Consider the following 20,757-nt stretch of genomic DNA (forward strand, 5'->3'; position numbering starts at 1 on the left):
GCCTCCTTCGACGGTTCACCGTAAGACGCGCGGACGCCAGAGGCGGCAGAAACACGTGAAGGTGCCCTCACTTTTGGAGAGGGCACCCTTTCCGTACAAGAGCGTCAAACTTCCAGCGCGAGCTTGTTGAGGTCGTTTTCGAGCGGAATGCCTGCCGGGTACTGACCGTTGAAGCACGCCAGGCACACGCCGGGACCGCGAATGGAAGCGCGCAAGCCCTCCTCGGAGATGAACGCGAGCGAGTCCGCCCCGATCATCGCGCGAATTTCCTCGATGGTGTGCGTGCTCGCCACGAGCTCCTTGCGGGCCGCCGTGTCGATTCCGTAGAAGCACGGGTGTTTGATGGGCGGGCTGGAGACGCGAAAGTGTACTTCCGTCGCGCCCGCTTCTCGCAGCAAGTTCACGATCTGACGGCTGGTAGTGCCGCGCACGATCGAGTCGTCGACGAGGACGACGCGCTTGCCGCGCACGGCCGACGTCGGCGAGAGTTTGAGCTTCACCTTGAGCTCGCGCGCTTCTTGCGTCGGCGCGATGAAGGTGCGGCCCGCGTACGGATTCTTGTACAAGCCGTAATCGAAGTGGATGCCGCTCGCCCGCGCGTACCCGATCGCCGCGCCGATGCCGCTGTCGGGTACGGGCACGACGATGTCGGCGTCCACGTGCGATTCGAGCGCGAGCGCCTGCCCCATGCGAATGCGCGCCTCGTGCACATCCACCGTGTCCACGAACGAGTCCGCCCGCGCAAAATAGATCCACTCGAACGAGCACGCCGTCGGCTGGTGCCCGGGAATCACCATGAGGGAATGCAGTCCGTCGCGGTCGGCCCACACCAGTTCGCCCGGAGCCACGTCCCGCACGAACTTCGCCCCGACGGAGAACAAGGCGCTCGGCTCGGACGCCATCACCCACGCGCCGTCGCCACGCTGCCCGATGCACAGAGGGCGCACGCCGTTCGGGTCGCGGAAGCCCAGAAGTTGCGTGCGGCTCATCAGCACGACCGCGTAGCCGCCGCGCATCTCCTTCATGGCGCGCGCCGTCGCCTCCACGAGGTCGAGCTTCGAGAGGCGTGCGATGCGGTTGAGCAGCACCTCCGAGTCGTTCGTCGTTTGGAAGAGCACGCCGTCGTCGAGCATTTCTTGACGCATCTCGCGGGCGTTCACGAAGTTGCCGTTGTGCGCGAGGCCGAGAATGCCTTTGTTCGTGCGAACCGTGAGCGGCTGCGCGTTGAAGCGCAAGTTGCTGCCCGTCGTGGAGTAGCGCACGTGCCCGATTCCGACGCGCGCCGTGCCGAGCCGCAACTTGTCGAGCCGCGTTTCGTCGAACACCTGCGACACGAGGCCGAGGTCCTTCTCGACGAGGAAGCGCTCGCCGTCCGACACGCAAATGCCCGCCGCTTCCTGCCCGCGATGCTGCAACGCGAAAAGGCCGAGGTACGTCAACCAGGCGATGTCGGCAGGTTGCGGCGAGTAGATGCCGAACACGCCGCACTCGTCTTGCGGCTTGTCCGTGGCGGGATCGAAAATCACCCGAGTACCTCTTTCAAGGCGTGCTCGTAGGCGTGCTGCGCGGCGTCGAGGGTCACGCCGAAGTGTACGGCCTGACGAGGCAGGGAAATAGCGACGTTCTCACCACCCACGAATCCGACGCGGGCGAAAGGCACGTCGAGGTCGCGCAAGACCCGCTCGGCTTGCTCTTCCTTGCCGACGGCAATCGCCGTGACGATTCGCGAGTGCGCCTCGCCGAACAACAAACCGTCCGCCCGCCCTTCGGCATCGATGGAGACCGTGACGCCCGCGCCGCTCGCGATGGCCATCTCGGCGAGGGCGACCGCGAGGCCGCCTTCCGAGCAGTCGTGGGCCGTCCTCGTGAGGCCGCCGCGAATCAAGGCGAGGATGCCTGCGATCACGCGCTTTTCGAGGTCGAGGTCGAGCGTCGGCACGCGGCCCGCTTCCAATCCGTGGACGCTTTCGAGGTACTGCGACGCGCCGATCTCGTCCGTGAGGTGTCCGAGGACGTACAAGGTGTGAGCGCCTTTCGCGAAGGCGGTCGCGGCCCGCTCGTCGACGTTCGGCAAGACGCCCACCATGCCGATCGTTGGCGTGGGATGAATGGCGACGGTCCGGCCTTCCTCGACGTATTGGTTGTAGAGGCTGACGTTGCCGCCCGTGACGGGCGTGTTCAACGCGCGGCAAGCGTCGCCGATGCCTTTCGTCGCCTGCTGAAGTTGGTAGTACACGTCCGGGCGGTGCGGATTGCCGAAGTTGAGGTTGTCGGTGATCGCGAGGGGCGTCGCGCCGACGCACGCGAGATTGCGCGCGGCCTCCGCGACCGCCGCCGCCGCGCCGACGTACGGATCGAGGTACACGAAGCGCGGATTGCAATCGGACGTGGCCGCCACGCCCTTCGCCGTGCCCTTGACGCGCAGAACGGCAGCGTCCGCCGCGCCGGGAACCAGCACCGTGTTCGTCATGACTTGATGGTCGTACCGCTCGAAGATGGAGCGCTTAGACGCGATCGTCGGATGCGCCAGGAGGCTCAGCAGCACGGACGAGAAGTCCTCGGGCATCGGCACGCCGCTCAAGTCGCGCTCGCGCTTGGCCTTGATCTCGTCGCTTTCCACGCCTTCACGCGTGTACTTCGGGGCCTCGTTGAGGACGCTGACGGGCAAGTCGCACACGACCTCGCCCCGCCAGAACAGGCGGTACTTGTCGTGGGCCGCGACCTCGCCGATGACCACGACGTCCAACTCCCACTTCGCGAGCAAGTCGATGAGCTCTCGCTCGAGGCCCGGCACGGGCACCAGCACCATGCGTTCCTGCGACTCGGAGAGGCAAAGCTCCATCGGAACCATGCCCGTTTCGCGCGTCGGCACCTTGTCGAGGTCCATGTCCACGCCGAGCCCCGCTCGGTACGCCATTTCGCACGTAGACGACACGAGGCCCGCCGCGCCCATGTCCTGCACGCCCGCGACGAGGCCGCGTTCGATGGCCTCCAAAGTCGCTTCCAGCAGCAACTTTTCCATGAACGGATCGCCGACTTGCACGGCGGGACGGTCCGCTTGCGACGCGTCGCTGAGGTCGGCCGAAGCGAACACCGCGCCGCCGAGCCCGTCACGGCCCGTCTTGGAGCCGACGTACACGATCTGGTTGCCGACCGCGCCCATCGTGCCCTTGGCGAGATCCTCGTGCTTGAGCAGCCCGAGCGCCATGACGTTCACGAGCGGGTTTTCCTGATACGACGGGTGAAAGGTTACCTCGCCGCCCACGGTCGGCACGCCGATCGCGTTGCCGTAATGCGAGATGCCTTCCACCACGCCGTTCACGAGAAAGCGCGTGCGGGCGCTCGCCGGATCGCCGAAGCGCAAAGAGTCGAGAACCGCGAACGGCCGCGCGCCCATCGCGAAGATGTCGCGCAGGATGCCGCCCACGCCCGTCGCCGCGCCTTGCACCGGCTCGACGGCGCTGGGATGGTTGTGGCTTTCCATCTTGAACGCCACGCCGAGACCGTCGCCGATGTCCACGACGCCCGCGTTCTCGCCCGGCCCTTGCAGCACTTGCGGCCCGGTCGTCGGGAAGACGCCGAACAGCGGACGCGAGTTCTTGTAGCCGCAGTGCTCGGACCACATGGCGCCGACGATGGCCGCTTCGAGCGCGTTCGGCTCGCGGCCGATGCGCGACACGAGCAAGTCGAACTCCTCGACCGTCAAGCCGAAGGTGGCGGCGCGGTCACGCAGGGAAGCGATTTGCGTCACCCGTGCACCTGTCCGATCTTGACTTGCCCGCGGTGGTAAGCGATGTGCCGAACGGTGCCCGTCACCGAAGCGATGAGGGGCCGTTCGCCGATCGGCGTGCGAAGCTTCGCGTCGGGCGTGAAGCGGTCGGACGCGAGGGCCGAAAGCGCGACACCGATTTGCGAGAAGGTGCGGTTGAGCACGTACATCACGATCGGTTTGCCGTCCTGTTCGGTCGCCTCGGTCGGGCCGGTGAGCTTCTTGACCCACGCTTGGTCTTCCCAGCCGAGAAAGCCGAAGGTACCGCCCGCCGGTTCTCCGGCGAGGTCCGAGAGCAGAAGGCGCGTCCACTCGGCGATGTGAAGCGCGTGCCACGCGGGCGAGTGACCGCCACCCGAAGGCGCCGTCTCGAACACCTCGTCGTCGATGCCGTCGAGCGCTTTCACGAACGCCGTCGCCTCCGTCTTGAACTGTTCGAGCAGCACGTCCTTGATGCCGTACGTCGTCGTTTCCGTCGTCACTTCACCACCGCCTTGAAAAGCCCTTCGAACACGCCTCGCCCGTCCGTGCCGCCCAACACCGACTCCACGACCCGCTCGGGGTGCGGCATCATTCCGAGGACGTTGCCGCGCTCGCTGACGATCCCAGCGATGTCGTTCAGGGAGCCGTTCGGATTGTCTAGGTACCGAAACGCCACGCGTCCCTCACCGAGCAGCCGCTCGATGGTCGCCGCTTCCGCGTAGTAGTTGCCTTCTCCGTGCGCGACGGGAACCGTGAGTTCTTGCCTTGGCGCGTACTCGCTCGTGAAGACGCTCGACGTGCTCTCGACCCGCAGGCGCACGGGACGGCACACGAAATGCAGATGGCCGTTTCGGGCGAGGGCGCCCGGCAGCAAGCCCGCCTCGCACAAAATCTGGAAGCCGTTGCAGATTCCGAGGACCGGACCGCCTCGTTCCGCGAAGGCCTTCACGCTCGCCATGATCGGACTGCGCGCGGCGATCGCGCCGCTTCGAAGGTGATCACCGTAGCTGAATCCGCCTGGCAAGATCACCGCGTCGACGTTGCCGAGGCTGTCTTCGGTGTGCCACACGAGCCTCGCCTCGCCGCCCATGACACGCACGGCGTTCACGGCGTCCGCGTCGCAGTTCGAACCGGGAAATTGAATGACGGCGACGTTCACTCAGGCGCCTGCCAACTCGCGCACTTCCACGCGAAACGACTCCATCACGGGATTGGACAGCACCGTCTCGGCGAGCGCGCGCGCTTGCGCCTCCACGGCGGCGCGTTCGCCTTCCATTACCATCTCGACGAGCTTCCCGACGCGCACGCCCGACACGTTTTCGTGACCGAGGTGAGACAAGGCGCGTTCCACCGTGCGACCTTGCGGATCGAGAATGGACGGCTTGAGAGACACGAACACTTGCACGTGGTACTTCACGCGGGCTCCTTCACGTCGCCGGTCGGCGCGTCCGCGAGAACGCGGCGCAACATCTCCTGATAAGCGTCCTCGACTCCGCCGAGGTCACGGCGGAAACGGTCCTTGTCGAGCTTCTCGCCGCTCGCGGCATCCCAAAAGCGGCAGGTGTCCGGGCTGATCTCGTCCGCCAAGACGATTTGCCCGTCGAGCGTCTTGCCGAACTCCAACTTGAAGTCCACGAGGCGAATACCTCGCGCCTGAAAGAACGGCGCGAGGAAGGCGTTGACCTTCAAGGCGAGGTCGCGAATCACGCTCAAGTCCTCGCGCGACGCCCACCCCAACGCGACCGCCGCGTCCTCGTTGATCATCGGATCGCCCAAGACGTCGCTCTTGTAGTACAGCTCCACGACGGGCAGGGAAAGCGGCGCGCCTTCGGTCAGGCCGAGGCGTTTGCTGAACGACCCGGCGGCGACGTTGCGCACCACCACCTCCACGGGCACGATCTCCACCGCCTTGACGCGCTGTTCGCGCTCGGACAGGCGCTCGATGAAGTGCGTCGGGACGCCCGCCGCTTCCAGTTGCGGAAAGAGCGCGGCCGTGATCGCGTTGTTCACGGCGCCCTTGCCTTGAATCGTGCCGCGCTTTTGCGCGTTGAAGGCCGTCGCGTCGTCCTTGTACTCCACGACGTACTCCGCCGGATTCTGAGTCGCGTACACACGCTTCGCCTTGCCCTCGTACCGCAGTTCACCCTTCATGCTCGCCCCCGGAAGGTAGCGGCGGCGACGCACAGAGACGTGCTTCGCCGCCGAATGGACGTATCTTGTCGTGCTGGGTCGTTCATGCTGCTCTCCAACGCCGCCTCTCGTGCGGCCATCGCCCGAAGCGCACTCGAAGCTCTCGGTTCGTCGCGGGCGCGCGCCTCTCGGGGCGCGGTTGTGGAACTTCTACGCCAGCGGTCGCCAGCACCACAAAGCTTAGCACCGAGCGTGAAGGAACAGATAAGCACGTACGCACCTGTTGGCCCGTTCGACCGCCATTGTGTTCCGTTCACTGTTTTCACGCTTTCCTCGGTATCATTGCCCCGTGCTGAAGTACGGTTGGCTCGCCCTCGTCGTTCTCGTCGTGTTCGGCGCGGCTTTCACGCTGCTGAGGCCGCCCGCGTCGGTGGGCAGCACCACGGACGTCGTGCTGCGAGGCGTTCGGCTTCGCATGTATCCCACGCAAGACCAAAGCGCCGAGTGGCGCTTCGCGGCGAGCGAGGTGACGTACGATCCGGTGGCGAGTCAGACGAACATCACACGCCCGACGCAAGGTGAACGGTACGTGCGGAACGCCTCGGGAATCTTCGAGCTCGACTCGACGTTGTCCACGAGCGCCCTCACGATCGACGCGAACAGCAACCTTCGTATGACGCGCGCCACCGTGGCCATTCCTTCGCAGTGCGCCTCGGCGACCCTCACGGGCTCGCAGGCGAGTCCGGTCGTCGTGCAACAAGACGTCGGTTTCGTCGCCCCGAAGGCGACCATGCGGGCCCCGTCGTACTCGGCGGACGTCACGGACATGCAGGCGACCTTCGCGCTCGTCGTGCAACGGGGTCGCAGCAAACTGCGCCTCAATCCTGACAGTACCGCCGAGTGTGTCGACGGGAAGATCATCCAACAGAGGTGACCATGAAGAAAGCTCAATCCCTGCTCGTTCTCGCTGCCTTGTCCACGCTCGCCGTCGCTCAGACGAGCAACAGTCGTATCATCGAGATCGAAGGCAACATCTCGGGCGATTTGCGCAACGGCCCCATCAACTTCACCGGGACGGCGTCCGATCCGGTCAAGGCGACGGTGAGCACCCTCAAGATCAACGCGCTGCGCGCCGTCTTCTCGGCGCCGACCGGCACGCCGATCACCAACGCGCGTGGAAAGCGCACCGCCGAGTTCAGCGACGCGGTCACCGTCACGCGCGGTCGCCTCACGGCGAAGGGCAGCAGCCTCACCTACTCCGAAGTCGAGGGCAGCGGCACCTTGCGCGGCAACGCCTCGGCCGTCTTCCGCCCCCAACAAGCCGACCAGGACCCTGTCAACATCACCGCCAACGCCATGAGCTTCGACGTCGACACGAACATGAGCACGTCGCGCGGCGACGTGAAGCTCGTGAGCGGCAGCCAGACGGGCACGGGCGATCAGCTGGTATTCGACGAGAACCGCGAAGTCGGCGTCATCACGGGCGGCGTCGCCATGAACCGGGCCGCCAAGGGCAACCAAAAGGCCCTCACGATCTCGGGTGAAGAAGCGCGCGTGCAGACGGACGACAAGCTCGTGTACATGAAGGGCAAGGTGCGCGTCGTGTCGGGAAGCATCACGACGACGGGCAACGAGATGTACTACGACGACGCGAAGAACATCGCCGTGATCGTCGGGAACGCCGTGAGCGTTGAGAAGACCGCGAGCGGCAACCGCACGGTTCGCGGCCCCGCCATCGAACAGCGCACGGATCTCGGCCGTGTGCGACAGCTCACGAGCTACAAGATCGACACGAGCAAGTTCAAGCTGTCGAACGAGAAGTAAAGGAACGCCCGCTTCGTGAAGACGCGCCGCACCTCTCTTTTGCTCGCCTTGTGCCTCGGGCTCGCGCTCGCCCAGACGGACGCTCCGACGACGCCCGACGCCGAGCCCGCGTCCGACGAGATCAGCATCACGCTGGAACGCCGGACGGAAGGAGGCGACGTGCGGCGCATCAAGATCGAGAACACGGGCCGCGACGAGCAGACGGCAGCCCTCGCCTGCACGCCGCAAGACGGAGATCCGCCGACCACGCCGACGCAAGTCGTGTATTACACGCCCGCCTCCACGGGCGTCGTCGTGACCGTCGACGAGAACGTCATCGTCGGGTCGCTCGCCGTCATCACGCAGCAGCCCGACGGGCAAGGCGGCACGAAGTCCGACGGGCACGTCGAGATGAGCGCGGGCAGCGCGAAGGTCCTCGACGAGCCCCCCGCCAACGCCGAGGCCTTCCTAGAGCGGTGCGGCGTCCTCGTGACGCCCGAGGTGAAGGCCGACGCGGTGCAGGTCACGCAAGGCAAGACGAAGTTGGGCGGCTCGAAACTCGTGTACGACGAGTCGGACGGCATCGCCCGAGTGGAAGGTCCCATCGCCTTCGAGCGCGATACGCTGCGCGGCAAGAGCGACCGCATCGAGGTGGACGTCGAGAAGGAAACGACGACCCTCGTGGGAAACGTGGAGTTGCGCGACGGAAACCGCGTGAGCAAGGCGGCCCGCGTGGAGTACGACGACGCGAAGAGCGTCGCCGTCTTACGCGGCACGATCGACGCGCCCGCCGAATCGTCGACGCCCAAGGAAACGATTCGCGCGCAGACCATTCGCTACAACCTCGATACCGAGGAGATCGTCGTGCAAGGCCGTATCAGCGGCAAGTTCGACGACGAGGGCGAGACGCAAACGCCGCCGGAGCAACCCGGCGACGCGGCACCCGACCAGCCTTAAAACACCGGGAAAAGAGAGCGATCAGCCGTCGTGCGTTCTTCGAGCCGACGGCTGATCGCTCATCGCTTCAGTCCATCGGACCGCCGACGCCGATTCCGTGCTTGTACACCAAGTGCCCGCCGAGGTAGGCGCTCACCCCGATGAGGGCGAGCCCGCCGTACGCGAGGGCCTGCCCGAGTCGGCGCCTGCCCTTCAAGCGAGCGAGGAGAGACGCGCCGTACACGAGGCCCGCGACCTCGTTCAGCAACCCGTGCGTCACGCCGATGCGCTTCGCGACGCCTTTCGTTTCGTGCCAGTCGGTCCAGCCCGTCACGACCGCGCCGCCCGCGCCGACAAGACCGATGGCGAGGACGGCGTTCGTCCCTTTCTCCAGCCCTTGCACGCCGAGCAACTCGAGGGTGTCCATCACGCCGACGGTCATCCAGGCACCGACGGGAATTTCGACGAGGACGGGGTGCAGCGGATGTCCGATCGGACGTCCGTGCAGCAAATCCTCGGTGGCTTCCCCGAAGGAGCCGCCAGCCTCGAAGGCCTTCGCGACGCCTTGCGACAAAGTGTCCGCGACGGGATCGAGCCAATCGGCCTGTTCGAAGAGCGTGTCGACGGCATGAGGCAACGTATTGGCGTTCATGCCTCACGGTAGCGAGACGCGCTCGCAGCGACGATCATACAATCTTGAGAACCGCGTTCGGCACCCACTGACGACCGTCACGGAAAGAGCCCGCCTTCCTCACGCTGGACCGTCTGACGGCGAGAAGGCGCCCGGCCTGAACGTCGACTCAGGGCGCTTTCCGCTCGCTCCTTTTATCGGAGGCTCTTTTGAAAGCGTCGGTTTTTGAAGGAAGTCGGAGTCGTCGCGAAGCTCGCCGAATGCCCGAGCTCCCTTTTGGGACAAGCTGCGACTTCGGTCGTTCACGCCTTCCCCTTCAAGGGGAAGGCGCGCCGCTTCACCGCGCCAACTTGATGAGCTGACGAACCGCGCCGAGATGGTACGTCACATGCGCGAGCGCGCCCGCCAAACCGCCGGGCTCGTCACCGTCCCAATTCGTATTGCTCGTCGCCAAGGCGCGCAAGTCTTGGTACGCGCGGCGAACGCGGTCGCGCAACTCACGCCACGCGTCTTCGTCCACGACGCTCGGTTGAAAGCTGTTCGGCCAATCGAACGGACCTCGGTCGCCACGTTCCCAGCGCACGACGACTTCCATGTGGTACGCCGTGTGCGCCGCCTGGGACGCCACGGTCGTTCCGAGCGCCGTGACGCGCGACGCCTGCTCGGCACCCAGTCCGTCCAGCGTCGCCAACAAACCGTGGTTGCCGCTTCCATCGGCTTTCGTGCCGTCGAGAAACGCCGTGCCCTTGCCGGGCTCGCCGCCCTCCACGGCTTCCTTGAGAATGTCGAGAATGCCTGTCACGAACGCTTGGTCGCTCATGCCTCACCGTACTCGTCGCCGCTCGACCCACCATGCGCTGAATGGCGTAGCCTTCACTTCGTGTCGAACCAGTTCGGCCCGACGCCGACCTCCACGCCGAGAGGCACCTTGAGATCGAACGCGTCCGTCATCTCGCGGCGAATGAGATCGGCGACGTCGTCCGCGACGCTCTCGGGCGCTTCCACGAGGATTTCGTCGTGCACTTGCAGCAACAGGCGCGCCCCGAGATTCGAGAGCTCGGGTTCCAGCCGCACCATGGCGAGCTTCATGATGTCGGCCGCCGTGCCTTGAATCGGCATGTTGTACGCGACGCGCTCGGCGGCTTCACGCACGTTCTTGTTGCTCGCGTTGATTTCCGGCACGTAGCGGCGGCGGCCCATGAGCGTCTCGACGTAGCCGTGTTTGCGGCAAAAGTCCAAGGTACGGTCGATGTACGCGCGAATACCGGGGAAGGCGGCGAAGTAGCGCTCGATGAAGCCGTGCGCCTCGACGTAACTGATTTTGAGGTCGTTCGAGAGGCGGTGCGCGCTCATTCCGTACAAGACTCCGAAGTTCACGGTCTTCGCGGTGCGCCGCTGCTGCGTCGTCACGAGCTCTTCGATCACGCCGAGCACTTGCGACGCCGTTCGGCGGTGAATGTCCGCGCCTTCCTTGAAGGCTTCCTGCATCTTCGGATCGTCGGCGATGTGCGCCAAGAGGCGCAGCTCCAACTGGCTGTAATCCGCCGAGATGAGGCAAAAGCCGGGATCGGCGATGAACGCCTTGCGAATCTCGCGGCCCGTGTCCGTGCGAATCGGGATGTTCTGCAAGTTGGGATTGAGGCTGCTGAGACGCCCCGTGGCGACCGATGTCTGGGAGAACGTCGTGTGAAGGCGGTTCGTCGTGGGGTTCACGAGGTTGGTCATGTTGTCGAGGTACGTGTTCTTGAGCTTGCTGAGCTCGCGGTGCTCCAAGATCAAGCCGACGATGGGATGCTCGTCGCGCAGAGGTTCGAGCGCTTGGACGGCGGTGCTTCGCTTGCCCGTCAGCTTCGTCTTCTTGCTCGTCGCGAGCTTGAGTTCGTCGTACAAGACGGTCTCGAGTTGGTCGCGGCTTCCGATCTGGAACTCTCGGCCCGCCTGCTCGTAGATTTGCGCCTCCAAGTCCGTGAGACGCGCGCCCATCGCCACGCTCATTCCCCTCAGAAGCTCGGCGTCGATGCGCACACCGCGCACCTCCATCTTCGCCAAGACGTCCGACAAAGGCTTCTCGATGTCGTCGTAGAGCTTCCTGCGCAAGTCGTCGAACTTCTCGGGCAAGACGGCGAGCAGGCGCGCGCCCGCCACGGCTCGTCCCGCCGCCTGATCGGGCCACGGATGATTGAGGTGACGCTGACAAGCCAACTCGGGATTCGTCACGCCCGAATCGAGGAGGTACGCCATCAGCATCGGGTCTTCGCCGGGGCGGACGTCCACGCCGCGAATGAGCAGGTGCGTCGCGAGCGCCTTCGCGTTCACGCCGACCAGTTCCCGTTGTCCCACGAACTCCGAAAGGTCCACTTCGGGCATGACGCGCGCCGTCTCTCCGTCGAAGGTCGCCGCTTCCAGCAATTCAGCCGTGAGGTCGTCCTCGCGCTTGAGACGGTAGCCCCACACGACGCCTTCGCTCGGCGTTTGCCACTCGCCGATCTTCACGGCGTCGGGCTCGGCGGGCACCGTCGCGGTCACGTCGTCGCCGCTTCCCACGATCGCCACGACGTCGCGCACCATCGAGTTGAACTCCAGGTCGCGAAGCTCGTTGAGCAAGGCGTCGCGGTCGACCGTTCCTCTCGGGACGCCGAGCGCCACGTCGATGTCGAGATCCGTGACCATGCACGACAACTCGCGGCTGAACTTCACGTCGTCGATGCTCGCCGCGATCTTTTCCTGCGCGCTCTTGGGCTTGAGGGTCCCGGCTTGCGCCTCCTCCAAGACCTTGTCGAGCGTTCCGTAGTCTTGCAAAAGCTTCGACGCCGTCTTCGGCCCGATTCCCTTGGCGCCCGGGATGTTGTCGCTCGCGTCTCCCGTGAGCGCGCGGTAGTCCACCCACTGCTTGACGGTCACGCCGTACTTCTCCAAGATCTCGGCGGGCCCGAGAAGCTCCTCTTTGGAGTTGATCACGCGCACGCGGTCGTCGAGCAATTGATACGCGTCGCGGTCCGACGTCAGGATGCGGACTTCGAAGCCTTCCTTCTCCGCCTTGCGGGTGATCGACCCGATGATGTCGTCGGCCTCGTAGCCTGGCATTTCGAAGCGCTGCAAGCCCAAGAGGTCGACGAGCTTGCGAATGCGGTCGATCTGCTTCGGAAGGTCCTCGGGCGTCTTCGCGCGGCCCGCCTTGTAGTCCTCGAACTGCTCGTGGCGGAAGGTCTTCGCGGGGGCGTCGAACACCACGATCACTTGCTGGTTGCCGTTGCGTAGCATGCGCAGCAACTGTCGCGCGAAACCGAAGACCGCCTGCACGGGCTCGCCGCGGCTCGTCGTGAGGCTTGAAATCGCGAAGTACGAGCGGTACGCGAGCGCGTGGCCGTCGACCAAGACGACGGTGGAAGGACGAGCGGAAGTCATGAGAACAGCCTACCAGTACGCCGACGTCAGAAATCGTCGATGAATCACCTCCATTCCCGTACGAACGGATGCGTGAAGGGATTCGCCGTCGCGAATCTAACGCCCGTTATAGACTGGCGGCAAATGTCGCAGACTTCAACGTCCAACGAAACGGGCGCGCACGGACCGACCAGGACGGTGGCGGCCATCGGGGTCGTCGGGGCGGGCACGATGGGCGCGGGCATCGCCGAACTCGCCCTCACGAAAGGCTTTCGCGTCGCCCTCTACGACGTGTCACCCGAGCAACTCGCCAAAGCGCAGGCGGGCATCGCGCGCAATTTGGAGAAGCTCGGGGCCAAGGGCAAGTTGAGCGCCGATCCTGCCGACCTGCTGATGCACTTCGTCGGCGTCACCGACCTTCACGGCTTGGCAGGCGCGGACGTCGTGATCGAAGCGGCGCCCGAACGCCTCGACCTCAAGAAGAGCTTGTTCTCTCAACTCGAAACGATGTGTCCTCGCGCCATTCTCGCCACGAACACCTCCACCTTGCTCGTGAGCGCCATCGCGGGCGGCTTGGCCGATCCGTCGCGCGTCGTCGGCATGCACTTCTTCAATCCCGCGCAAGTCCTGCCGCTCGTGGAGGTCATTCGAGGCGAGGAGACGAGCGAGGAAGCGGTCGCGGTCGTCGCTCAGCTTTCACGCGATCTCGGCAAAACGCCCGTGGTTTGCCAAGACACGCCCGGCTTCATCGTGAACCGCGTCGCGCGGCCCTTTTACGGCGAAGCGCTGCGTCTTCTCGGCGAGCGCGTAGCGGACGCGCCGACCATCGACGCGATCATGCGCGGCGTCGGCTTCAGGATGGGGCCGTTCGAGTTGATGGACCTCATCGGGCTCGACGTGAACTTCGCGTCGACCGTCAGCGTGTACGAGGCGTTCTTCCACGATCCGAAGTACCGCCCGCACCCCATCCAAGCGCGCATGGTCGCCGCCGGACGACTCGGCCGCAAGACCGGCAAGGGCTTTTACGAGTACGGCGAGGAGCAAAGCGAACGTCTCGCGCCCGAAGTGTCCCTGGAGTTCGCCGAACGCATCTCGACGCGCATCCTCGCGATGCTGATCAACGAGGCCGTGAGCGCCCTCGCCGACGGAGTCGCCGACGCCCGCACGATCGACACGGCGATGAAGCTTGGCACGAACTACCCGCGCGGCCCCTTGCTGTGGGCGTCCGAACTCGGCTTGCCGCGCGTCTTGGCGGTCCTCACGGAACTCCACGAGGAGTACGGCGAGGATCGCTACCGTCCCCACCCCCTGCTGCGCCGCGTGGTGAAAGCAGGCGAACCGTCGTTTTATCAGGAGTGAATTCCATGCAAGAAGCCGTCATCCTCTCCGCCGTCCGCACGCCCGTCGGGAAGCACGGCGGCGGCCTCGCGAGCGTCCGTCCCGACGACCTCGCCGCGCTCGTCATCAAGCAAGCCGTCGCTCGCGCCGGAATCTCGCCCCTCGAGATCGAGGACGTGTATTTCGGCTGCGCGAATCAAGCGGGCGAGGACAACCGCAACGTCGCCCGCATGGCCGCCCTTCTCGCCGGTCTGCCCGTGGAGGTGCCCGGAGCGACCATCAACCGTTTGTGCGGCTCGGGTCTCGACGCCCTCAACACGGCCGCCAAGAGCATCTTGTCGGGCGAAGGACACGTGTACGTCGCGGGCGGCGTGGAAAGCATGAGCCGCGCGCCGTACGCCATGCCGAAGCCCGAGAAGGGGTACGCGACGGGCAACACCACGATCTACGACACGACCCTCGGTTGGCGTTTCGTCAACGAGAAGATGCGTGACTTGTACGGCACCGAAGCGATGGGGGAGACCGCCGAGAACCTCGCCGAGGAGTACGGCGTCACCCGCGAGGAGCAAGACCGCTTCGCGCTGCGCAGCCACCAAAAGGCCCTGCGCGCGCAAGAGTCGTGCTTTTTCAGCCGCGAAATCGTGCCCGTCGAAGTCGTGGGACGCAAAGGCAGCGTCACCGTCTCCAAGGACGAGGGACCGCGCGCCGACACGAGCCTCGAGACCCTCGCGAACTTGCGTCCCGTGTTTCGCAAGGGCGGCAGCGTCACCGCCGGAAACTCCAGCTCACTCAACGACGGCGCGGCGGCGCTCGTGCTCGCCAGCCGAGAGTACGCCGAGGCGCACGGCTTGAAGCCGCGCGCGGTCGTGCGGACGTTCGCCGTCGCCGGAGTGCCGCCGCGTGTCATGGGAATCGGCCCCGTTCCTGCCAGCCGAAAGGCCTTGTCCCGCGCGGGCCTCTCGATCGCCGACTTGCACTCCGTCGAGCTCAACGAAGCCTTCGCCGCGCAAAGCTTGGCGGTGTTACGCGACCTCGGAATCGACGCCGAGGATCCGCGCCTCAACCCCAACGGCGGCGGCATCGCCCTCGGCCACCCGCTTGGATCGAGCGGAGCGCGCCTCGCCACGACCCTGCTGCACGAACTCGAACGTACGGGCGGCCAGTTCGGCCTCGCCACGATGTGCATCGGGGTCGGTCAAGGCATCGCCACGGTTATCGAACGCCTTTGAGCTCCGGAGGTTCCGACATGCTTGAAACGCCCGTTCAGTCCATGTTCAATCCGCACGCCGAGGCCATGCCGATCGAGCAACTTCGAGCGCACCAACTCGCCCGCTTGCAGGAGACGGTCGCTCGGCTGAACGAGCGCGTTCCGATGTACCGCGAGCGCTTCGCCCAAACGGGCCTCACGCCCAACGACCTGCGAAGCCTCGACGATCTCTCTCGCTTTCCGTTCACGCGCAAGTCCGATCTTCGCGACAACTACCCGTTCGGGTTGCTGAGCGTGCCACAGCGCGAGCTTCGGCGCGTGCACGCGTCGAGCGGCACGACAGGCAAGCCGACCGTCGTCGGCTACGATCAAAGCGACCTCGACGTGTTCGCGGAAGTCGTCGCGCGAAGCTTGTACGCGGCGGGCGCGCGGCCCGGCATGATGTTCCACAACGCCTACGGGTACGGCTTGTTCACGGGCGGACTCGGCCTGCACGGCGGAGCGGAACGCCTCGGGTTGTCTACCATTCCCGTGTCGGGCGGCGGCACCGAACGGCAAGTGGTGATCATCCAAGATTTCCAGCCCGAGATCATCGCCTGCACGCCCTCGTACGCCCTCGTGCTCGCCGAGGCGCTGCACCGCCAAGGCTACCGCCCCGAGGACAACTCGCTGAAGTACGCGATTCTCGGCGCGGAGCCTTGGTCGGAGAAGATGCGGCGCGACGTGGAAGCGAAGCTCGGCGTGAAGGCCACGAACATCTACGGCCTTTCCGAGATCATGGGTCCGGGCGTCAGCAACGAGGACGTCACCGAGCAAGCGGGCTCGTACTTGTGGGAAGACCACTTCTACCCCGAAATCGTCGATCCCGACACGGGCGAGAACGTTCCGGACGGCGAGTACGGCGTGCTGGTCCTGACTTCCATGACGAGAACCGCCATGCCGATCTTGCGGTACTGGACGGGCGACATCACGCGCCTCATCGCCGAGCCGAACGCGACGGGCCGAACGGCGCGCCGCATGGACATGATTCGGGGTCGCAGCGACGACCTCATCATCTTGCGCGGCGTGAACGTCTATCCCAGCCAACTCGAAGCGGTGCTGCTGCACATGGGCGAAGTCAGTCCGCATTACCACATCTACTTGTCGCGCACGGGCCTCATGGACGAACTCACGCTCAAAGTCGAGAGCGGCGCGCAAGATCCCGCCTTGCGCGCCGAGATCGTGCGCCTCGTGAAGACGAACGTCGGCGTGACCATCGAGTGCGAACTTTGCGAGCCCGGCAGCTTGCCGCGCTCCGAGGGGGGAAAGCTCAAGCGCGTGACGGACTTGCGCGGCGATCGCTGAGCGGCCGCGACTTTCGAACGATGACACTTCGCCCCGAGCTTCGTACGCTCGGGGCATGATGGATGTCATGAAGGCCGAATCGAGATCGTTCGGATGGCTGCGAACGTACTTCGGCGAGTTGCTCGACCCCGCCACGTACAAACGCCTCGTGTACCTGCTTCTGAGCTTTCCCCTCGGAATCTTGTACTTCGTCGGCATCATCGCGGGTCTCAGCGTCGGTGCGGGAACGTTCGTGATCGTCGCCGGAGCGTTCGTGCTGCTCGGCACGCTCTGGTTCGTGCTGGCGGGCGCGAACCTCGAGCGTTCGCTCGGAAGCGCCCTGCTCGGCGTGCCGCTCGAACGGCCCAAGCCGCTCGTGCGGACGAGCAACTGGTGGGAGTGGGCGAGGGTCACCTTGTCCGACGCGGGCACGTACAAGGCGCTTTTGTACCTGCTGCTGAAGTTCCCGTTCGGCATCGTGAGCTTCGTCCTCACGGTGGTCCTCCTCGCCGCGACCGTGTGCATGATGGCCGCGCCGCTCGCGCTGACGTGGGGGCCGCGATGGTCATCGCCCGTCTGGATCGAAACGGGCGCGTTCTCGTTCACGTCGTTCACGCTCGGCGCGCTGTTCATCGGCGGCGTCGCCTTGCTCGTCTTGAGCGTCACCGTGCTCAACTTGCTCGCCCGCGCTTGGGGCGCGCTCAGCTTCGCGCTGCTCACGACCTTCGGCGAGAGCGTCGTTGCCGAGCGGGAAGTCAAGGCTTTGCAGCAGGGCGCGCGCAGCGTCGCGTTTTCCGGCGATCTCGAGCAGACGCTGCGTGAACTGCTCGCGCACGGAGTGGAGGCGACGAGCGCGGCGGGCGCCCTCGTGCGCCGTGACGAGGTGGTCCTGACGAGTCACGGTCTGCCCGAAGGCGCCCCCGAGCAGCTGTCGGTCCTGCACGACCTCACGACGCGTCCCGCCATCGGACACGCCCGCCTCACGCGAACGGAGCTCGGAACGCTCGCCTTGTTCACCGTCGGGAAAGACGAGACGCTTGGCGAACTGTCCGTCGTGTTTCTCGACGGACGCGAGCCGTCACGCCGGGAAATCGAGTTCTGGAGCGCCGTCGCCGATCAAGCCTCGTCCGCCATCGGCCTCGACGACCTCTTGCGGCGCACCCGCACCGAAGCTTCCGAGCGAGAACGCGCGAGAATGGCGCGCGAACTTCACGACAGCGTCGCGCAGGCGTTGTACGGAATCGCCCTCGGCGCCAAGACGGCAAGGGCGCAACTGCAGCGCGACCCCGCGAAGGCGAGCGAAAGCCTCGAGTACACCGTGAGCCTCGCCGACGGAGCGGCCAGCGAGATGAAAGCCTTGCTGTTCGCTCTGCGGCCCGACGCGCTCGAAGAAGGCGGACTGACGCCCGCCCTCGCGCGCCTCGCGGAAGCTTTGAAGGCTCGCTACAAGCTCGACGCCGTCCTCGAAGCGCCCGAGGAACCCCAGGTGAGCGGCGACGTGAAGGGAGCCTTGTACCGCATCGCCCAAGAAGCGGCGCACAACGCGGTGAAGCACGCGAAGGCCACGAACGTCCGAATTCGACTCGACGATGACGAGGGCCGCTTGACCCTCACGATCGTCGACGACGGCATCGGCTTCGACCCGAGCGCTTCACGCAACGGCACGCTCGGCCTCAAGAGCATGAAGGAGCGCGCCATCGCCGTCGGAGCGTCGTTCGACGTCACGTCTCACCTCGGCGCGGGAACGACCGTGGCCGTACGGCTGCCGGGAGTCGTCGCATGATCTTGCCCGTTTCGCATCCGCGGGCCGTCGCGGTTCGTGTTCTCGTGAGCTTGTCGCTGCTCGCCGCGTGCGGCGTCGCCTTTCGAGTCAGCTTGAAGCCCCTGCCTCCGGTTCGACTTGCCTCGCACGTCGTCTCCGAGGACATGAACGGCGTCACGGCGGCCCAGATCACGCTCGACACGCGCATCGGGGCGGTCCGGGTGCAGGCGGGACGGCCGCGCACCTTGACGGGCGAAGCCGAGCTGGAAGGCACGCTGAAAGAGACGGTTTCCACGGCGAACGGCGTCAAGACGGTGCAGTACACCCAGCGGGTCGACGATCCTCGAAGGGCGAGCATGCTGTTCAGGGCCCACTCCGATCGGCAACGGCTTGACGTGAACCTTCCTTCGGCCCTTCCGATCGACCTCGACGTTCGAGGAGGATTCGGCGAGACCTCGCTCGACCTGCGGGGCACGGGCGTGGAGTCGTTGAGCGTTCGGCGAGGCGGAGAGGACCTCGACCTGATCCTTCCCGAACACGAGGTGACGGCCAGGATCGACGCGACTTTCGGTGAGACGCGCGTGACGGGCGTCGATTCGAGCGGAACTTTGGACGTGCGCGGTGAAGTCGGGCGCATCACCCTCGACCTTCGAGACGCGAAGGCGACGAACGTGCGCGCGCAGACGAAGTTCGGCGACTTGGACGTCTCGTTGCCCGCGCGCTTCGAGGCGGTCTTGAGGACCGAGTCGGGAGAGGCCGAAATCGAGGTGCCCGAGATCAGGGCGGCGAGTTCCCTCGACGTGCTCTCGAAGTTCGGGGACGTGACGGTGCGCGTTCCGAAAGACGCGAACGTGCGCGTCGACGCGCACATGAGATTCGGAGACGTCGTGGTGCCCGAAGGCTTCGAGCGACAGGGCGCGTCGTACGTGCACCGAGGACGTGGTCCCTTGCTGATCGTGAGGGCCGAGAGTCGCCAGGGAGACGTGACCGTGCGGGAGGTGGAGCAATGACGGTGAGAGTGGCCCTCGTGGACGATCATGACGTCGTCCGGACCGGCTTGAAGATGTACTTGTCGCTCGACGACACGCTGGAAGTCGTGGGCGAGGCGAGCAACGGCCTCGAAGGCGTCGCGATGGTGGAGCGCGTCCAACCCGACGTCGTCGTGATGGACCTCATGATGCCCGTGATGGACGGAATCGAGGCGACGCGTGAAATCCGCTCGCGCTTTCCCGACGTGGAAGTCTTGGCGCTCACGAGCGCCCTCGAAGAACACAAGGTCAACGGCGCGATTCGCGCGGGCGCCATCGGGTATCTGCTGAAGGACGCGTCGAGCGACGTGCTCGGCGAAGCGATCCACGCGGCGGCGCGGGGCGAAGTGCGCCTGCATCCCGAGGCGGCCAAGCGGCTCGTGCGGGAGTTTCGCGCGCCCGACATGCGCGAGCACCTCACGCCGAGGGAAACCTTGATTTTGCAGCGCATCGCGCACGGCCTCACGAACAAGGCGATCGCCGTGGAATTGGGCGTCAGCGAGCCGACGGTGAAGACGCACGTGTCGAACCTCCTGAGCAAACTCGGCGTGGAGTCACGCACCCAAGCGGCGCTGTACGCCCTAAAAGTTGGCATCGCGACGCTCGACCCATGAACTCGCTAGGTGCCTTCGCTTATTGAGCCTCACGTCACGTGAGGCTCTACGCTGCCCGCAGGAGGTGAGGAAATGCTTCGAACGGTCGGAGAGGTCGCGCGTATGGCGCGGGTGAGCGTGCGAACGCTGCACCACTACGACGAGATCGGTTTGCTGTCGCCGTCGGGACGCAGCGAAGGCAACTACCGCTTGTACACCCGTGAAGACGTCGAGCGGCTGTATCAAGTGCTCGTGTACCGAGACCTCGGCTTTCCGCTCGACGAAATTCGCCGCGTGATGCAAAGCCCGGAGTTCGACCGTCTCGGCGCCTTGAAGCGCCAACGAGCACTTCTCGCCGAGCGCGTGGGGCGCGAGCAGCGCATGCTCGCCACGCTCGACGCCCTCATCACCTCCACGGAAGGAGGAACGGTCATGGCAGATGAACGAGTCGGGACGTTGTTCGACGGGTTCGACCCGGACGAGTACGAGGAGGAAGCGAAGGAACGCTGGGGAGACACGAAGGCGTACCGCCAGTCGCAAGAGCGCGTGAAGCGCTACACCAAGGCCGATTGGGCGCGATTCAAAGCTCAGATGCAGGAAGTCACGGACGCGTACGTCGCTCTTCTCGACGAGGGCGTGCCACCCGAGTCGCCGAAGGCCGCCGCCGTTTCCGAACGGCACCGCTTGCTGATCGACCACTGGTTCTACGACTGCTCGCTCGACATGTTCGACGGGCTGGCGCGCATGTGGACCGAAGACCACCGCTTCACGAAGAACATCGACAAGGCGCGGGACGGGCTCGCCGCGTACCAATCGGCGGCGGCGCGAGCGTACGTCGCGGCGAATCGCGCGGCGGCGAAGTAGGAGGACG

General features: G+C 65.5%; 19 protein-coding genes. 10 read left to right on the forward strand and 9 right to left on the reverse strand.

The genetic code is table 11. The features are described 5' to 3' along the window. Nucleotides 1-104: 104 nt before the first annotated feature. Genes purF through purC form a run of 6 tightly spaced genes read right to left on the reverse strand, consistent with a single transcriptional unit; the run spans nucleotide 105 to nucleotide 5,902 of the window. Nucleotides 105-1,526 (reverse strand): amidophosphoribosyltransferase, encoded by a 1,422-nt coding sequence (gene purF / locus DES52_RS03850; RefSeq protein WP_110885450.1) that lies wholly within the window; start codon nucleotides 1,524-1,526, stop codon nucleotides 105-107. Further along, entirely contained in the window at nucleotides 1,523-3,751 is a 2,229-nt protein-coding gene (purL, locus tag DES52_RS03855) for a phosphoribosylformylglycinamidine synthase subunit PurL (RefSeq protein ID WP_110885451.1), read from the reverse strand. The genes purF and purL overlap by 4 nt, the downstream gene beginning before the upstream one ends. Beyond that, complete coding sequence (locus tag DES52_RS03860; RefSeq protein WP_110885452.1) at nucleotides 3,748-4,251, reverse strand: DinB family protein; 504 nt, start codon at nucleotides 4,249-4,251, stop codon at nucleotides 3,748-3,750. Before DES52_RS03860 ends, purL begins: the two co-directional genes overlap by 4 nt. After that, nucleotides 4,248-4,910: a phosphoribosylformylglycinamidine synthase subunit PurQ gene (gene purQ / locus DES52_RS03865; protein WP_110885453.1), complete on the reverse strand. Its 663-nt coding sequence runs from the start codon at nucleotides 4,908-4,910 to the stop codon at nucleotides 4,248-4,250. The genes DES52_RS03860 and purQ overlap by 4 nt, the downstream gene beginning before the upstream one ends. Beyond that, a complete protein-coding gene (purS, locus tag DES52_RS03870) occupies nucleotides 4,911-5,168 on the reverse strand; it encodes a phosphoribosylformylglycinamidine synthase subunit PurS (protein ID WP_110885454.1) in 258 nt (85 codons plus the stop codon). After that, entirely contained in the window at nucleotides 5,165-5,902 is a 738-nt protein-coding gene (purC, locus tag DES52_RS03875; protein WP_110885537.1) for a phosphoribosylaminoimidazolesuccinocarboxamide synthase, read from the reverse strand. Before purC ends, purS begins: the two co-directional genes overlap by 4 nt. 328 nt (nucleotides 5,903-6,230) lie before the next feature. Here purC and DES52_RS03880 point away from each other — a divergent pair, with 328 nt between their 5' ends. The 3 genes from DES52_RS03880 to DES52_RS03890 are packed head-to-tail and all read left to right on the forward strand — an operon-like array spanning nucleotide 6,231 to nucleotide 8,641. Continuing rightward, on the forward strand, nucleotides 6,231-6,815 hold the full coding sequence (locus DES52_RS03880) for a hypothetical protein (protein WP_146237181.1): 585 nt from the start codon (nucleotides 6,231-6,233) through the stop codon (nucleotides 6,813-6,815). A gap of 2 nt (nucleotides 6,816-6,817) precedes the next feature. Then, on the forward strand, nucleotides 6,818-7,705 hold the full coding sequence (locus tag DES52_RS03885) for an LptA/OstA family protein (RefSeq protein WP_110885456.1): 888 nt from the start codon (nucleotides 6,818-6,820) through the stop codon (nucleotides 7,703-7,705). A gap of 15 nt (nucleotides 7,706-7,720) precedes the next feature. Continuing rightward, nucleotides 7,721-8,641, forward strand: a complete 921-nt coding sequence (locus tag DES52_RS03890; RefSeq protein ID WP_110885457.1) for an LptA/OstA family protein — start codon at nucleotides 7,721-7,723, stop codon at nucleotides 8,639-8,641. A 67-nt stretch (nucleotides 8,642-8,708) separates the two neighbouring features. On the opposite strand, the gene DES52_RS03895 is transcribed toward DES52_RS03890, so the two are convergent. From DES52_RS03895 to polA, 3 genes are all read right to left on the reverse strand, one after another. After that, nucleotides 8,709-9,272, reverse strand: coding sequence for a DUF2231 domain-containing protein (locus DES52_RS03895; RefSeq protein ID WP_110885458.1), 564 nt, complete (start codon nucleotides 9,270-9,272; stop codon nucleotides 8,709-8,711). Between the two features lie 316 nt (nucleotides 9,273-9,588). After that, nucleotides 9,589-10,071 (reverse strand): DinB family protein, encoded by a 483-nt coding sequence (locus tag DES52_RS03900; protein WP_110885459.1) that lies wholly within the window; start codon nucleotides 10,069-10,071, stop codon nucleotides 9,589-9,591. A 53-nt stretch (nucleotides 10,072-10,124) separates the two neighbouring features. After that, nucleotides 10,125-12,656: a DNA polymerase I gene (gene polA, locus DES52_RS03905; RefSeq protein WP_110885460.1), complete on the reverse strand. Its 2,532-nt coding sequence runs from the start codon at nucleotides 12,654-12,656 to the stop codon at nucleotides 10,125-10,127. 123 nt (nucleotides 12,657-12,779) lie between these two features. On the opposite strand from polA, the gene DES52_RS03910 reads away from it, so the two are divergent. The 7 genes from DES52_RS03910 to DES52_RS03940 all read left to right on the forward strand — a co-directional run bounded on the left by DES52_RS03910 (nucleotide 12,780) and on the right by DES52_RS03940 (nucleotide 20,750). Next, on the forward strand, nucleotides 12,780-13,994 hold the full coding sequence (locus tag DES52_RS03910; protein WP_110885461.1) for a 3-hydroxyacyl-CoA dehydrogenase NAD-binding domain-containing protein: 1,215 nt from the start codon (nucleotides 12,780-12,782) through the stop codon (nucleotides 13,992-13,994). Nucleotides 13,995-13,999: 5 nt separating this feature from the next. Beyond that, a complete protein-coding gene (locus tag DES52_RS03915; RefSeq protein WP_110885538.1) occupies nucleotides 14,000-15,202 on the forward strand; it encodes a thiolase family protein in 1,203 nt (400 codons plus the stop codon). A gap of 41 nt (nucleotides 15,203-15,243) precedes the next feature. Continuing rightward, on the forward strand, nucleotides 15,244-16,524 hold the full coding sequence (gene paaK, locus DES52_RS03920; protein ID WP_110885539.1) for a phenylacetate--CoA ligase PaaK: 1,281 nt from the start codon (nucleotides 15,244-15,246) through the stop codon (nucleotides 16,522-16,524). 55 nt (nucleotides 16,525-16,579) lie between these two features. Continuing rightward, a complete protein-coding gene (locus DES52_RS03925) occupies nucleotides 16,580-18,286 on the forward strand; it encodes a sensor histidine kinase (protein WP_110885462.1) in 1,707 nt (568 codons plus the stop codon). Then, on the forward strand, nucleotides 18,283-19,275 hold the full coding sequence (locus DES52_RS03930) for a DUF4097 family beta strand repeat-containing protein (protein ID WP_110885463.1): 993 nt from the start codon (nucleotides 18,283-18,285) through the stop codon (nucleotides 19,273-19,275). The genes DES52_RS03925 and DES52_RS03930 overlap by 4 nt, the downstream gene beginning before the upstream one ends. Beyond that, the gene (locus DES52_RS03935; protein WP_110885464.1) at nucleotides 19,272-19,907 is read left to right on the forward strand and encodes a response regulator; all 636 of its coding nucleotides are present in this window, start codon (nucleotides 19,272-19,274) and stop codon (nucleotides 19,905-19,907) included. Before DES52_RS03930 ends, DES52_RS03935 begins: the two co-directional genes overlap by 4 nt. A gap of 72 nt (nucleotides 19,908-19,979) precedes the next feature. Then, nucleotides 19,980-20,750 carry a MerR family transcriptional regulator gene (locus DES52_RS03940; protein WP_110885465.1) on the forward strand — a complete coding sequence of 257 codons (771 nt, stop codon included), beginning with the start codon at nucleotides 19,980-19,982 and terminating at the stop codon, nucleotides 20,748-20,750. Nucleotides 20,751-20,757: the final 7 nt, after the last annotated feature.

Origin of the sequence: Deinococcus yavapaiensis KR-236, assembly GCF_003217515.1 — a bacterium.
GTDB lineage: Bacteria > Deinococcota > Deinococci > Deinococcales > Deinococcaceae > Deinococcus_A > Deinococcus_A yavapaiensis.

Excerpts from the sequence above, each read along its gene's own strand:
- DES52_RS03935 (WP_110885464.1), top strand. The coding sequence starts at position 19,272 with ATGACGGTGAGAGTGGCCCTCGTGGACGATCATGACGTCGTCCGGACC.
- DES52_RS03895 (WP_110885458.1), bottom strand. The coding sequence starts at position 9,272 with ATGAACGCCAATACGTTGCCTCATGCCGTCGACACGCTCTTCGAACAG.
- DES52_RS03910 (WP_110885461.1), top strand. The coding sequence starts at position 12,780 with ATGTCGCAGACTTCAACGTCCAACGAAACGGGCGCGCACGGACCGACC.
- DES52_RS03900 (WP_110885459.1), bottom strand. The coding sequence starts at position 10,071 with ATGAGCGACCAAGCGTTCGTGACAGGCATTCTCGACATTCTCAAGGAA.
- polA (WP_110885460.1), bottom strand. The coding sequence starts at position 12,656 with ATGACTTCCGCTCGTCCTTCCACCGTCGTCTTGGTCGACGGCCACGCG.
- DES52_RS03885 (WP_110885456.1), top strand. The coding sequence starts at position 6,818 with ATGAAGAAAGCTCAATCCCTGCTCGTTCTCGCTGCCTTGTCCACGCTC.
- DES52_RS03930 (WP_110885463.1), top strand. The coding sequence starts at position 18,283 with ATGATCTTGCCCGTTTCGCATCCGCGGGCCGTCGCGGTTCGTGTTCTC.
- DES52_RS03925 (WP_110885462.1), top strand. The coding sequence starts at position 16,580 with ATGATGGATGTCATGAAGGCCGAATCGAGATCGTTCGGATGGCTGCGA.
- paaK (WP_110885539.1), top strand. The coding sequence starts at position 15,244 with ATGTTCAATCCGCACGCCGAGGCCATGCCGATCGAGCAACTTCGAGCG.
- DES52_RS03915 (WP_110885538.1), top strand. The coding sequence starts at position 14,000 with ATGCAAGAAGCCGTCATCCTCTCCGCCGTCCGCACGCCCGTCGGGAAG.
- purC (WP_110885537.1), bottom strand. The coding sequence starts at position 5,902 with ATGAAGGGTGAACTGCGGTACGAGGGCAAGGCGAAGCGTGTGTACGCG.
- DES52_RS03940 (WP_110885465.1), top strand. The coding sequence starts at position 19,980 with ATGCTTCGAACGGTCGGAGAGGTCGCGCGTATGGCGCGGGTGAGCGTG.